Genomic DNA, 14,763 nt, shown 5'->3' with positions numbered 1-14,763 from the left:
TTTCATCAATGCATTCATGTCTTGTTCAGCAGCGCATCGAGCGCGGCCAGTTCGGCGGCAATGGCCGGATCGATGCTGTCCGGCGAGTTCTCATAGGCCGGATCGATGCTGTCCGGCGAGCGCTCATGTGCCGGAGAGCTGCTGTCCGGCACTGCGTTCATCGCTGGAGCGATGCCGTCGCGCACGGCGGCGGCCGCTGCCGGCGGCGTCGCGGCGATCGTCCCGGGCACAAGCGTATCCAGCAGATGAGCGGCCAGCGCCTGTATGGTCGGAAACTCGAAAATGCCGGCCGGCGACAGTGCGACGCCGCAGCGGCGCGACAGTCGGTTGCGCAGTTCCACCGCCATCAGCGAATCCATGCCCATGTCGAAGAAGCCGGTGGCCGGATCCGGTCGCTGTCCGGTCGCGAGGCCAAGCACGGCGGCCACTTCGTCCTGCAGCAGGCGCACCAGTTCGGCCCGGCGCAGCGACGGCGACAGCGCCGCGATACGGTCCCAGGCAGCGCGTTCGGCGCCGGCCGGAGCGGCCTCTTCGCTGCGCGCCATGCGATTGCGGAATGCCGCGAAGAAGTCGTCGCCCCGCACCGCGTCGTTCGCGAATTCGGTCCAGCGCAGCGCGACCACGCCGGCCTGCGCGACCTGGCGGCGCGCGCTCAGTGCGGCGAAGGCCCGCATGCCCTGCTCCGGCGTCAGGCTGGCGATGCCGCGCGCCTGCATGCTGGCCTGGGTGCGCGCGGAGGCGGCCGATCCGATGTCGGACCAGGGGCCCCAGTTGATCGCCTGTGCCGCCAGGCCGAGCGCGCGCCGGCGGTGCGCCAGCGCATCCAGATAGCTGTTGGCGGCGACATGGGCGGCCTGGCCGGGCGAACCGAACAGCGAGGCGGCCGAGGAATACAGCGCGAAATGATCCAGCGGCAGATCGCGGCTCAAGCGGTGCAGATGCCAGGCGCCAAGCGTCTTGGGCGCCAGTACCGCGTGCAGGCGCGCAGGATCGAGATCGGCCAGCAGCGCATCCATCAGCACGCCGGCGGCGTGGAAGATGCCGCGCAGCGGCGGCAGCGTCGCCAGTTCGCCGGCAAACAGCGCGGCCAGCGCGGTGCCATCGGACACATCGATCTGCCGCACGCGGATGTCGCAGCCGTCGGCGCGCAGCGCATCCAGCACGCGCGACGCGTCGGGCGATGGTGCGCTGCGGCCGAGCAGCATGAGATGGCGGGCGCCCTGCGCCACCAGCCATTGCGCGGTGCGCAGGCCAAGCCCCGCGCAGCCGCCGGTCACCAGATAGCTCGCGTCGGCGCGCACCGGCGCCGTGTCGGCATCGATATCCAGCACCAGCTTGCCGACATGCTGCGCGCGCTGCATGCAGCGGAAGGCGTCGGCCGCGCGCGCCAGCGCATGCACCCGGAACGGCAGCGGCTGCAGCCGGCCCTCGTCGAAGGCAGCGGTGAGCGTGTCGAGCAGCGCGCGCATGCGCGCCGGTTCGTCGCGCGCCAGCGCGAGCACATCGATCACGCTGTAGCCGACGTCGGGGCGCAGCGCGCGCGCCTGCTCCGGACTCAGGATGCCGCGCTTGCCGATTTCGACGAAGCGGCCGCCCGGCTTCAGGCACTCCAGGCTGGCGGTGATGAAATCGCCGGACAGCGCGTTGAGCACCACGTCCACGCCGCCACGCCGCTTCACCGCGTCGGCGAAATCCAGCGTGCGCGAGTGCATAACCGCCGCCACGCCGCGCGCTTCGAGCAGCGGCCACTTGGCCGGGCTGGCGGTGGCGATGACGCGCGCGCCCAGCATGTGCGCCACGGTCACCGCAGCCAGGCCGGTGCCGCCGGCCGCGGCATGAATGAGCACGGTTTCGCCGGCCTGCAGCTTCGCGCTGTCCACCAGCGCATGCCAGGCGGTGAGGAAAGCCGCCGGCAAGGCCGCCGCGCCCGCCGCGGACAGATGGCGAGGTCGGCGCGCGACCCAGCGCGCATCCACCGTGACGAAGCTGCGGAAAGCTCCCGGCGCCAGCCCGTACACAGCGTCGCCGGGCGCAAGGTCGCGCACCGCGTCGCCGCAGGCCACCACTTCACCCGCGCACTCCACGCCCAGCCAGCCGCGTTCGAAAGGCAGCAGACCCAGGGTATCGAGCACGTCTATCAGGTTCAGGCCGGCGGCGCCCACCCGTATCTCGACCTCATGCGCGGCGGGTGCGCGACGCGCCATCGGCACCAGCGCAAGATCGTCCGGCGAACCGCGCCGTGCCAGATGCAGTTCGACCGGCCCGCCCTGCGCCGCCGGCAGACGGCCCAGGCGCGGCTTGAGCGGGCGCCCGCGCCGCCAGGCGAGCGAGCGGTCGACGCCATGCTGGATATCGGCCATCGGCCCGGCCGGCAGCGCATCGACCGGCAGATCGACATCGAGGTCCACGCGCCGCAGCAACAGGTCCGGATGTTCGAGCTGGGCCACGCGCAGCACACCCCACAGCGCCGCCTGGGCGGGACGTGGCAAGGTGCCCTCGCCCTCGATCGCGCAGGCGGCGCGGGTGAGCACGGTCAAGGACGCGGCAGGCGCCGTCGCCAGCGCGGCGATCGCGCCACGCAGGGTGTCGACCGCCGCGGCGACGCCTTCCGGCCTCGGGTCCGCGTCCACGTCCGCGTCCACGTTCTCCTCAGCGCCCTGCCGCGCGTCGCGCAGATCGAGCAGCCAGGGTCGTCCATCGACGGCCGGCAAGGGCGCACCGACGGCGATGACATGCGGCGACGGCAGGCCGGCATCGCGGCGCGCCAGCATGATGTTGTTGGGCAGGCCGGCCGCTTCGTCGAGCAGGAAGCAGGCGTCATCGAAACCGTGCGTGCGCAGCACGTCGCACCAGCGGGCAGCCGGCAGCAGCGCATGTTCGCCGCGCAGGGCGCGGTCGCTGAAACGCCACCAGCCTTCGGTCAGCCCGAAAATCATGTCCAGCCAGCCGAGCGGCTGCGTCACCTCGGGCAGCAGCAGCCAGCCGCCCGGCGCCAGCAGTTGCGCGACATGGGCCAGCGTCGCGCCGATGTCGCGCGTGGCGTGCAGCACATTGGCGGCGATCACGATGTCGGCCTGGCCGCGCAGCGCGGCCGGCGGCGGCTGTTCGATGTCCAGCCGTGCGAAGCGCAGTGCCGGTTGGTCGAACTGGCTGCGCGCCTGGGCGAGCAGGCTGGGCGCGATATCGGTGTACAGATAGTCGTGGCCGGCGTCGGGCGCCAGCAGCGGCAGCAGATGCCGGGTGGTGCCGCCGGTGCCGGCGCCGATCTCGACCATGCGCAAGGGACGCCCAGCGTCCTCCAGCGCGCGCGCCAGCGCATCGCGCACGAGCAGGTTCATCAGGCGCGCGCCGGGCGATTCGCCATACAGCCGCGCCAGATCCGACGCGTCGCCGCCGGGGAACAGCAGCGACAGCGCATCGAGCCGTCCGCACAGCGCGTCGGCCATGCCGCGCGCGCAGCGACCGAACAGCGCCAGTTCGGCCGCCGCCTGCGGATGAGCCGCGCTCAGCCGCGCGTGCTCCGCATCCAGCGTCGCGATGTCATCGGCAAGCGCGATGTCCGCAGCCAGCACCTGCAGCCGCGCATGCAGCGGCCGCAGCGTCTCGACGATGCCGCCGCGCGCCGCGGCATCTTCGCCGACGTCGGCCAGCACGCGCCGCGCCCAGCGCGCGGCCAGTGCATCCAGTTCCGGCAGCAGTGCGATCTGGCGCCGGCAATCGTCGCCCGCCAGTTCGGCCGCCGCCTGCGCGCGCAGCGCAGGCATCAGCGCTGCGGGCGCAGGCAAGGCCGGTGCGGGCACGAGCGGCGCCTCGATCCAGTCGACCACCCAGGGGCCGGCATCTTCCTGCACGCCATCCAGCACGCGCGGCGCGCTGGCCGGACGCAACTGCAGCGCGCGCACCTGCGCGAACGGTCGACCGGCGTCGTCGAACAGATCGATGTCGGCGTTGAGCTGGCCAGCCTGGCGGCGGGCGCGCAGATGACACCACAGCGCGCGCGGGCATGCGGCTGACAGCCGCACCTCGCCCATGGCCGCCGGCAGATAGGTCGGGTGATCCAGTTCGTCGACGAAAAAGGCGGCGATGCCCTGCAGGCAGGCGTCGAGCAGCACCGGATGCAGCAGGTGCGCGCCGCTGCGCACCGCGGCCGGCAGTTCGATGCGCGCCAGCAGCGCGCGCCCGGTCGCGTCGCCCACCGCATCCACCTGCAGTGCGCGCAACGCGTGGAAGGACGGGCCGTACTCGACCTGCTGCGCGGCCAGCCGCCGGTACACCGCCTCGACCTCCACCGGCTGCACGCACTGTGCGCGCGCCTGGTCCAGCGTCGGCGCAGCGACCGACGAAGACCGGTCAGCCAGGCGCCCTTCGGCGTGCAGCATCCAGCCTTCGCTGGCCGCGTCGTCGCCGCGCGCGTGGATGCGGAAGCCTTGCCCGCCCTGCCCGTCATGACTCGCGGACACCTGCAGCGTGCGCGGACGGTCCAGCCGCAATGCCTGACGGAATTCGATGTCGCGCAGATGCAGCGCTCGCCCGCTGGCCTGGGCCAGCGCCAGGGCGCAGTCGACGAAACCGGCCGCCGGCAGCACGACGCCGCCATACACGCGGTGTTCGCCGGCCCAGTCGCTGAGCGAGGCATCGAATACCGCCTGGAAATACCGCGTATCGGCACCGGCCAGATCGAGTGGCGCGCCAAGCAGCGGATGTTGCGCGGCGGCGCGCGGCAGGCGCGACGCCGAAGACGCCTCGAACCAGTGGCGCCGGCGCTGGAAGGGATGGCGCGGCAGGTCTATGCGCGGTGCGGTGGTCGGTGCTGTCAGTCGTGCTCCAGCGCAGTGCAGCGCGGCCACCGACTCCGCCATCGTGAGGCAGCCGTCCTGCCCGCGCCGCAGGCTGGGCAGGGCCGGGCGACCCGCCAGCCGCGGCTGCGCCAGCGCACACAGATGCGGCTGCGGCCCGATCTCGATCAGCTGGTCCACGCCCTGTTCCAGCAGCGCGGCCAGCGCGGCATCGAAGCGCACCGGCTGCACCATCTGGCGCGCCCAGTAATCGGCCCAGAACGCGCTCCAGTCCCCCGCCGCCGCCTCGACGCGACGACCGCTCAAGGTGGAATACATGGGCAGGCGCGGGGCCGCAGCGGGCAGCACGGCGGCAAAGCGTGCGAAGCCGTCGGCGGCAGGCGCCATCGCCGGCGAATGGAAGGCGTGCGAAACCGCCAGCCGGCGCAGTTGCACGCCTTCCGCCTGCAATGTCGCGCACAGCGCATCGACCGCATGGGCCGGACCGGACACGACGCAGGCCTCCGGCCCATTGAGCGCGGCAATGGTCAACGCGGCCGGCAGGCGCGGCAGAACGGCGTCGGCCGGCAGCGCCAGCGCGGCCATCGCACCGCCTTCGGGCAGCGCCTGCATCAGGCGTCCGCGTTCCATCACCAGGCGCATGCCGGTTTCAAGATCGAACACGCCGGCCGTCACCGCCGCCGCAAATTCTCCGATGCTGTGCCCCAGCACCGCCACCGGCTGCACGCCCCAGGCGCGCCACAGCGCGGCGAGCGCGCATTCGACCGCGTACAGCGCCGGCTGCGCGGATGCGGTCATGTCGAGTTCGGCGGCGACGTCGTCGCGGCACACCAGATCGATCAGCGAACGACCGCCGTCGGCGCGGAACAGCGCGTCGCAGCAATCCATCGTGTCGCGGAAGGCCGGCTCGGCCGCGTACAGCGCGCGCGCCATGCCGGCGTACTGCGCGCCCTGTCCGGTGTACAGGAAAGCGATGCGCGGCGCCTGCCGGGCTTCGCCGATGCGCACCGGCGAGTGATGGCCCTCGCCGAACGGCGAGTGATGGCCCTCACCGCCGGCCAGCCAGTGCTGCAGCGCCCGGCGCGCATCGGCCCTGTCGTTCGCCGGCAGCGCGAGCCGGTGCGCGAACGGTGCGCGCTGGACGAGCGCGGCGCGCGCCAGCGTGCGCAGTCCGTGCCGGGACGACGCCAGATGGTCCGCCCAGCGCCCGGCCAGTGCGCGCAGCGCCGCCTCGTCGCGCGCCGACAGCAGCAGCACGTCGGCGCCGTCTGCATCGGCGGGAGGCTCGACCGCCGGCGCGGCGGACAGCACGACATGCGCATTGGTGCCGCCGAAGCCGAACGAGCTGACGCCGGCATGGCGCGCCTCGCCGCCGGTCCAGGGGCGCGGCTGCGCCAGCACCTCGACGCCGCTGTGCGCCCAGTCGATCAGCGGATTGGGCGTGGTGAAATGCAGTTGTCGCGGCAGGCGTTCGTGCTGCAGCGACAGCACCAGCTTGATCAGTCCGCAGATGCCAGCCGCGGCTTCCAGGTGACCGACATTGGTCTTGACCGACCCCACCGCCAGCGGCCGCTCGCGCGTCGCGGCGAACACCGCCGCCAGCGCGCCGATCTCTATCGGGTCGCCGAGCGCGGTACCGGTGCCGTGCGCCTCGACATAGTCGATGTCGCGCGGCGCCAGCCCCGCCTGTTCCAGCGCGCGGCGGATGACCGCCTGCTGCGACGGGCCGTTCGGTACCGTGAGGCCGCCGCTGCGTCCGTCCTGGTTCACCGCCGAACCGCGCACCAGCGCGAGGATGCGGTCGCCGTCGCGCTGCGCGTCGGACAGCCGCTTCAGCATGACCAGTCCGCAGCCTTCGGCGCGCGTGAACCCGTCGGCGGCCGCGTCGAAAGTCTTGCAGCGGCCATCCGGCGCCAGCATGTGCGCACGCGAGAACACGATGCTGCCATCCGGCGTCAGGATGCGGTTCACGCCACCCGCCAACGCCATGTCGCATTCGCCGGCGCGCAAGGCCTGGCAGGCCAGATGCACCGCCACCAGCGAGGACGAGCAGGCGGTATCGACCGCCAGGCTGGGGCCGGTGAAACCGAACTGGTAGGACAGCCGTCCGGCCGCCACGCTGTGCGAATTGCCGGTCGCCAGATAGGCGTCGATGAGCTGTTCCGGACGCGACAGCAGCATCTGCGAATAGTCGTGGCTGCTGGCGCCGACGAATACGCCCACCGGCTGACCGGCCAGCGACGGCGGCGGCAGACCGGCGTGCTCCATGGTTTCCCACGCCACCTCCAGCAGCAGGCGCTGCTGCGGATCGAGGCTGGCCGCTTCGCGCGGCGATATGCCGAAGAAGGCGGCGTCGAAAGCATCGGGCGCGGCGATGAAACCGCCGTTGCGGCTGACTATGGTCCCCGGCGCATCCGGATCGGCGTCGTGATAGGCGTCGGCGTCCCAGCGGTCGGCCGGTACTTCGGAAATCGCATCGATACCTTGGTCGAGCAGCGTCCAGAACGCATCGACATCGTCCGCGCCCGGAAAGCGGCAGCCGACGCCGATCACCGCGATCGCTTCGCGCTGGCGCACGGTGGCCGCTTCCGCTTCGGCCAGCCGGGCCTGCAGACGGTCTATCGCCTGCAGCGCGCGCGCCATGCGCTGGGCATTCGGATCGCTGGCGCTCATCGCGCATCTCCATCGTCGCCGAGCAGTACATCCAGCGCATCGAGGCGGGCGTCGAGCGCATCGCCAAGATCGGCGTCGGCAATCTTCGCCACGTCCGCCGGCGCCAGCGCCTGCTGCAGGTGGGCCACCAGCGCCGCCGTGGTCGGATGATCGAATATGAGGGTGTTGGACAGCGCGACGCCCAGTTCGCGCTGCAGCCGGTTCTTCAGTTCCAGCGCGGTGAGCGAATCCATGCCCAGATCGAAGAAGCCGGTCTGGCGGTCCAGTTCGGCCGCCTGCAGGCCCAAGGTACCGGCCACGGCGGCGGTCACGAAATCGTCGATGGCGCGCGCGCGCGCCTCGGCATCCAGTGCGGCAAGGCTTTCATGCAAGGGCGCGTCCGATGCGCTGTCGCGCGCATCGCTGCGCGGCGCACGCAGCGCGCGCGGAAACAGGCGCATGCCGGCCAGCCGCGGCTGCGCGGTGAAGCGCGGCCAGTCCATCGTAAGCACCGCCACATCGGCGTCAGCGCTCGACCACAGGCGGTCCAGCCAGTCCACGCCTTCACCCGGCGTCAGCACGCCCACGCCGGGGAGCCCGGAGACGGTGGCCGCGCCATCCGGTCGGACCGGCCCGGCCACCCCTGCTGCAGGGTGACCGGAGGCGGACGCCGAGGCGTTCTGGTACTTGAGCGCCGAGCCTATATCCGACCACGCACCCCAGGCGATGGACTGCGCCGGCAGTCCCCTGGCACGGCGCCAGCGGGCGAGCCCGTCGAGGAAGGCGTTGGCGGTCGCGTGATTGACCTGCCCGGGCGCGCCGATGACGCCCGCGGCCGAGGCGTACAGCACGAAGAAATCCAGCGGCCGGTCGGCGGTGAGCCGATGCAGATGCCAGCCGCCCGCCAGCTTGGGCGCCAGCACGCGCGACAGCGCGGCATCGTCCATACGCGCGATCAGCGCATCGTCGAGCACACCGGCCGCGTGCACCACGCCACGCAGCGCATGCCCCGCGGCATCGATGTTCGCGAACACCGCTTCGAGTGCGACGCCATCGGCCACATCGGCGGCATGCAGGCCCAAAGTGACGCCACGCGCACGCAGGCGCGCCAGAGCGGGCGGATCGAGCGTCACGCGTCGGCCAAGCAGATGCAGATGGCGGGCGCCACGCTCGGCCATCCACTCGGCCGTGAGCAGGCCGAGCGCGCCGAAACCGCCGGTGATGAGGTAGGCGGCCTCGGCGTCGAACGACGGGCGGACCGCACCGCCCAGCACCAGCTTGCCGGTATGACGCGACTGCTGCATGAGCTGGAAGGCAGCTCGCGCGTCCTCGCGTGCGAACACCCGGTGCGGCAGCGGCGACCAGTGGCCGGCCACCACCTGCTCATGCACGCGCTGCAACCAGTCGCCGACGCGCTGCGGTTCGCGCCGCGCACTGTCCGACAGATCGAAGCGGAACAATGCGATGCCGGACGGCAGACGGTCCAGCGCATCGCCGCCCGGACGGCCGGCCTTGCCGATGTCGACGAAGCGGCCATGTCCGGCCAGCGCTTCGATCGCCGCATGCAGTCCATCGCCGCGCGCGGCGCCGATCACCACATCCACGCCTTCGCCGCCGCTGGCATCCAGCACCGCGCGACCGAAAGCCGGATCGCGCGAATCGAATATGCGGGCGATGCCCATGTCGCGCAGCAGCGCATGCTTGTCACGGCTGGCGCAGGCCCACACTTCGGCGCCGATGTGGCGGGCGACCGCGATGGCCGCCATGCCGACACCGCCGCTGGCGGCCAGCACCAGCACGCGCTCGCCGGCGCGCAGCGCCGCCCGCTCGACCAGACCGGCCCAGGCGGTGACATAGGCGACCGGCAGCGTGGCCGCCTGCTCGGGCGACAGGCCCGCGGGCAGCGGCCGCACCAGTCGCGCATCGACGCAGGCGCGCTCGGCATGCAGTCCCTCGCCCAGCGCCATCACGCGCTGACCGGGCAGGTATCCGGTGACGCCGCGACCCACCGCCAGCACCGTGCCGGCGCATTCGGCACCGATGTCGGCGGCGCCGGGGTATTCGCCCATGGCCACCAGCACGTCGCGGAAATTGAGCGCACTGGCATCGACGCGCAGCAGCACTTCGCCGGCGGCCGGCGCAGGCGTGGGCTGCACCGCCCAGTGCAGACCGTCCAGGGTGCGCGTATCGTCGATACGCAGCCGGCGCGGCGCGGCGGCCTGCTCGACCAGGCGTGCGACCTTGCGCCGCCCCGCTTCCATCCACACATGCGGCTCGGCGTCGTCCTCGCGCAGCGCACGCACCAGCGCATCCAGCGTGTCCGCGCGCACCAGGCGCGGTCGCAGTTCGGGGTGTTCCAGCGCCACCGTCTGCAGCAGCCCCCAGCAGGCGGATGCAAGGAGCGCACCGTCGGTACGGTCCAGCATCGCCAGCACCAGTCGCGGCGGCTCGCTGCACGCGAGCGCAGCGCGGACCTCGGCGAGCAGCGCGCGCACCAGTCCGTCCAGCGCCGCCGGCACGTCCACCACCGGCAACACGCACAGCCGGTGACTGAAGCGCTCGCCGTTGACGCGGTCGCCGGCCGCGACCAGCGCATCCGACAGCCGCGCCGCGAGGTCGGCCTCATCCCGGGCGGCCTCACCCCGGGCGGGGTCGCCCAGATCGGCGACGGCCCAGCACTGCGTGCGCGCTGCGCGCTGCGCGACCATGACCGACTGCGAAAGCGGCGTGGCCGGCTGCAGCACCTGCACCGGCGCGTAGCCCTGCGCGTGCAGCAGCGCCTGCCAGCGCGCGTCGTCGAGCAGCGCATGATCGGGTCGCAGCGCATGGTCACGGAAGGCCCACCAGCCGGGCATCAGGCCGAACACCACATCCAGCCAGGCGAGCGGACGGGTGGCCTCCAGCATGACCAGGCAGCCACCGGGCGCGAGCAGGGCGTGCACATGCGACAGCGTGCGCGCCATGTCGGCGGTGGCATGCAGAACATTGGCCGCCAGCACCAGATCGAAGCCGCCGGCATCCTCCGGCGCGGGGGGCTGCTCGATGTCCAGCAGTCCGTACTCGACGAAATCGAAGCCGGCGAAGCGCGCGCGCGCGACATTCAGGAAATGGGCGGACACATCGGTATAGCGGTAGTGCACCGCGCAGCCACTGTCGCGCAGCATGGGCAGCACATGGGCCGCGGTGCCGCCGGTGCCGGCACCGATTTCCAGCACGCGCAGCGGGCGATCCGCCGGCCAGCCCACGACCCGCGCGTGCAGCGCATCGCGCAGCAGGCCATTCATCGCGCGGGCGCCCGGCGAGCTTTCGTACAGACGTGTCAACAGGGTCAGATCGCCACCGGGGAACAGCAGTTCGAGCGGATCGATGCGGCCACCCAGCACCTCGGCCAGACCACGGCCGGCGCGCATGACAAGTTCCGCTTCGGTGGCCACGGCCGGATGGGCGGCGATCAGTTCGGCATGCAGCGCAGCGGCGTCGGCGCCCGACGCGGCCGCCGCCAGTCGCTGCATGCGCAGGTAAAGCGCGCGCCGGTCGTGCGCGACCGCAGCCATGTCGACCTGGCGCAGCGCATCGGCGGCCAGTGCGCAGGCGAGCGCGTCGAGCGGCGCTTCGGCCTGACGGAGCGCAATCACGTCCTCGTGCTGTGCCAGCGCCTGCAGGCGCGCGCCGATGACGGCCGGCCAGTCGGCCGACCAGGCGGGCGCCGACTGTTCCGTCCATTCGATGTGCCAGGCCGATGTGGCGGGCCGTATCGGCACGCTTTCATCGCTGCCGGTGGACGCGCTCACGGCGCCCAGCTCGAGTCCGCGCAGATGGCCGCACACGCGACCGTCCGCAGCCAGCCACTGGATGTCGGCGCACGGTGCGTCGCTGCCGTCCTCAGCCTGCGCCCGGCGCGCGCGCAGCGCGACCGCGGCGCCGCCCGCCCAATGGAAACCGGCCACCGCACGCGGCAACCAGCGGCCGTCGCGATCGGCGAACAATGCACCGGCCAGTTGCAGACCGGCATCGATGACCGCTGGATCGGGCAGCACCGCGTCCTGGTCCACCTCGCGCAGCATGGCCGACGCATGGTCGGCCGCGATGCGGATGCCGGCCAGCAACCGGTAGCGAGCGCCATAGACGATGCCGCGCGCGGCATAGCGCGCATAAACCTCATCGGCGGACTCCACCACCGCAACGGCCTCGGGCTGTGCGGCCGGCAGCTCGGCGCCGCTTGCGAAAAAGCCTTCGGCATGCAGCCGGTCACCGCTGTATGCCGACCAGCGCCAGTCGCCGGTGCCGGCATCGCGTGCCAGCCGCGTCTGCACCTCGCTCACGCCTTCCAGCCACAAGGCCTCGCGCATCCGCATGCCAGCCAGAGCGACCGGCGCGATGCCTCCGCTCCGCGCCGCATGCAGCGCCGCACACAGATAGGCGGCGGCCGGCCACAGCGGCATGCCCGCCACCGCATGGTCGGCCCAGCGCGCATCGTTGGCATCGACCCGGACCGCCAGCACATGCAGATCACCGCCGGCAATCGGCAGCAGGCGGCCAGGCCAGTCGGCGCTGGCCGCCGCGGGCTGCACCGGCAGGGCATCGAGCCAGCAGCGACGGCGCTGCATCGGCGTCGGCGGCAGCGACACGCGGCGCTGCGGGCGATCCGCCAGCACGCCGCGCCAGTCCGGATCGACGCCAGCTTCGAACAAGGCGGCCAGTGCCGTCATCAGGCCCTGCATGTCCTCACCGCCATCGCCACCATCAGGGCGAGGCAGGCTGGACAGCCAGCGCACGCGCGCGGCGTCGTCGCGCTGTTGCGCCAGCGACACCAGCACCGGTTGCGGACCGATTTCCAGCGCGACGTCACAGCGGCTGACCAGGGTATCCAGCGCAGCCGAAAACTCGACCGGACGGCGTATCTGTTCCACCCAGTAATCGGCGCGCGTCACCGCATCGGCTTCCACGCCGCCAGTCACGCTGGACACCCAGATGCAGCGCGGCAGGGCAAGGTCGATCGCGGCTGCATGACGGGTGAAGGCTGCGCGCACCGGATCCATCAGCGCGCTGTGAAAGGCCTGCGACACCGGCAGCGGCGTGCACGCGTATCCGGCCGCCTCGCAGGCGCCGAGCGCCTCGGCGACGCGCGCGCGCGGACCGGCGATCACCGTCTGCGCCGGTGCGTTGCAGGCGGCGATGTCCACCCCGAACGGCAGCAGGGCACCGACCTTTTCGCGCGATGCGCGCACCGCCGCCATCGCACCCTCCGCCGGCAATTCGTCCATCAGTCGGGCGCGTGTCGCGATCAGGCGCAGCGCCTGCGGCAGGCTCATCACGCCGGCCGCGACCGCGGCGGCGTACTCGCCGACGCTGTGACCCAGCACGATCTGCGGCCGCACGCCCCAGCTCGCCCACAGTTCGGTCAGCGCGTACTGGAAGGCGAACAGCGCGGGCTGTGTGTTGATCGTGCGGTCTATGGCGGCACCGGCATCGGGCTGCAGCAGAGCGGCCAGCGGCTGCGGCAGCAGCGGATCGAGCACTTCGGCGCAGCGGTCGATGGCGGCGCGGAATACCGCTTCGTCGCGGTACAGCGCGGCACCCATGCCGGCGTACTGCGCCCCCTGGCCGGAGAACAGGAAGGCGATGCGCGGCGCGGCGCGCACCGGCGCCGGCAGCGGGTCGCGCGCCGCCTGCAGCAGCGCGGCGCGCAGGCCGGCGGCGTCGCACGCGACCAGCGCGCGGCGCTGCGCATGCGCAGCGCGCTGCAGGGCGACGGCGGCACAGCGCGCGGCCAGATCGGCATCGGACCTCAACGCATCGGCGTGCGCGCCGCACAGCACGCGCAGCGCCTCCTCGCCGCGCGCCGACAGTGGCAGCACCTGCCAGCGGCGCGCCGGCAGCGCGGCTGCTGTCGTGGCCGTCGCTGGCGGCTGTTCGACGATGACGTGCACATTGCTGCCGCTCATGCCGAAGGCACTGATGCCGGCGCGCAAAGGACGATCCGCGTGCGGCCACTGCTCGAGCGTCACCGGCACATGCAGCGGCAGCCGTGACCAGGGAATGCGCGGGCTGGGCGTCGCGAAATGCAGATGCGGCGGAATGCGGCGGTGGTGGATGGCCAGCACCGCCTTCATCAGTCCGGCCACGCCGGCCGCCGACTCCAGATGACCGAAATTGGTCTTGACCGAAGCGACGGTGAGTGGCGCGCTGCGCGGACCATAGGCCTCGGCCAGCGCCAGTGCCTCGATCGGATCGCCCAGCGGGGTCGCGGTGCCGTGCGCCTCGACATACTGCACGTCGTCCGGCCGCAGACCGCCGGCGGCCAGCGCGGCACGGATGACCGCCGCCTGCGCCTCGCCATTGGGTGCGGTCAGACCGTTGCTCGCCCCGTCGTGATTCACCGCCGAGGCGCGCACCACCGCCCACACGGTATCGCCGTCGGCGAGCGCGTCGGACAGGCGCTTCAGCACGACCATGACGCAGCCCTCGCCGCGCGCGTAACCGGACGCGGCGGCGTCGAACGTGCGGCAGCGGCCGTCCGGCGACAGCGCCTGCAGGCGCGAGAAGCCCACGCTCACCTCGGGTGACAGCATGAGGTTCACACCACCCGCCAGCATGAGGTCGGCTTCGCGCTCGCGCAGGCTGCGGCAGGCCAGATGCAGCGCCAGCAGCGAGGACGAGCAGGTGGTGTCGAGCTGAAGCACCGGCCCCTGGAAGCCGAAGGTGTAGGCGATGCGACCGGCGGCGATGGCGCGGTTGTTGCCCAGCGCGCCGTGCGCATCGATGCGCTCGAGGTCGCCGGAGCGCACGGCGCGGCTGGCGTAGTCGTCGAAGCAGAGGCCGACATGAACGCCGGTCGCGCTGCCGCGCAGCCGGCCCACCGGAATGCCGGCGTGTTCCAGCGCCTCGAAACTCACGTCCAGCAGCAATCGTTGCTGCGGATCCATGGCTTCGGCTTCGCGCGGCGAAATGCCGAAGAACTGCGGGTCGAAGGATTCGACATCGTCGAGGAAGCCGCCCTGGCGCACATACATGTGACCGGCACGATGGCGGTCTGCGTCGTAGTGGCGTTCGATGTCCCAGCTGCGCGGCGGCACGTCGGCCATCGCGTCGACGCCGTCGCGCAGCAATGCCCAGAAGTCGTCCGGCGTGCGCACACCGCCTGGCAAACGGCAGCCCATGCCGACGATGGCGATCGCGTCCTGCGGAGCTGTGGATCGCGCCGATTCAAGCTCGTCCACCCGCGCGCGCAGCCGGCGGATTTCCAGCGTCGCCTCCATCAGCAGTTCGCGCATGCGCTGCGCCGGCCTGGGGTCCTGTATATCCATGCCTGCCT

The 14,763-nt window shown here is 72.3% G+C and carries 2 protein-coding genes; both read right to left on the bottom strand.

Translation table 11 applies throughout. The annotated features are described in order from the left end of the window. Positions 1–14: 14 nt before the first annotated feature. Complete coding sequence (locus tag A3Q7_RS19215; protein ID WP_018410106.1) at positions 15–7,469, bottom strand: type I polyketide synthase; 7,455 nt, start codon at positions 7,467–7,469, stop codon at positions 15–17. Beyond that, complete coding sequence (locus tag A3Q7_RS0101615; RefSeq protein ID WP_018410105.1) at positions 7,466–14,755, bottom strand: type I polyketide synthase; 7,290 nt, start codon at positions 14,753–14,755, stop codon at positions 7,466–7,468. The genes A3Q7_RS19215 and A3Q7_RS0101615 overlap by 4 nt, the downstream gene beginning before the upstream one ends. Between the last annotated feature and the right edge of the window lie 8 nt (positions 14,756–14,763).

Origin of the sequence: Methyloversatilis thermotolerans (assembly GCF_000372885.1) — a bacterium.
Lineage (GTDB): Bacteria > Pseudomonadota > Gammaproteobacteria > Burkholderiales > Rhodocyclaceae > Methyloversatilis > Methyloversatilis thermotolerans.
The sequence above is the reverse complement of the archived record's forward strand: the minus strand, read 5'-3'. Positions and strand labels throughout refer to the sequence as shown.

Excerpts from the sequence above, each read along its gene's own strand:
- A3Q7_RS19215 (WP_018410106.1), bottom strand. The coding sequence starts at position 7,469 with ATGAGCGCCAGCGATCCGAATGCCCAGCGCATGGCGCGCGCGCTGCAG.
- A3Q7_RS0101615 (WP_018410105.1), bottom strand. The coding sequence starts at position 14,755 with ATGGATATACAGGACCCCAGGCCGGCGCAGCGCATGCGCGAACTGCTG.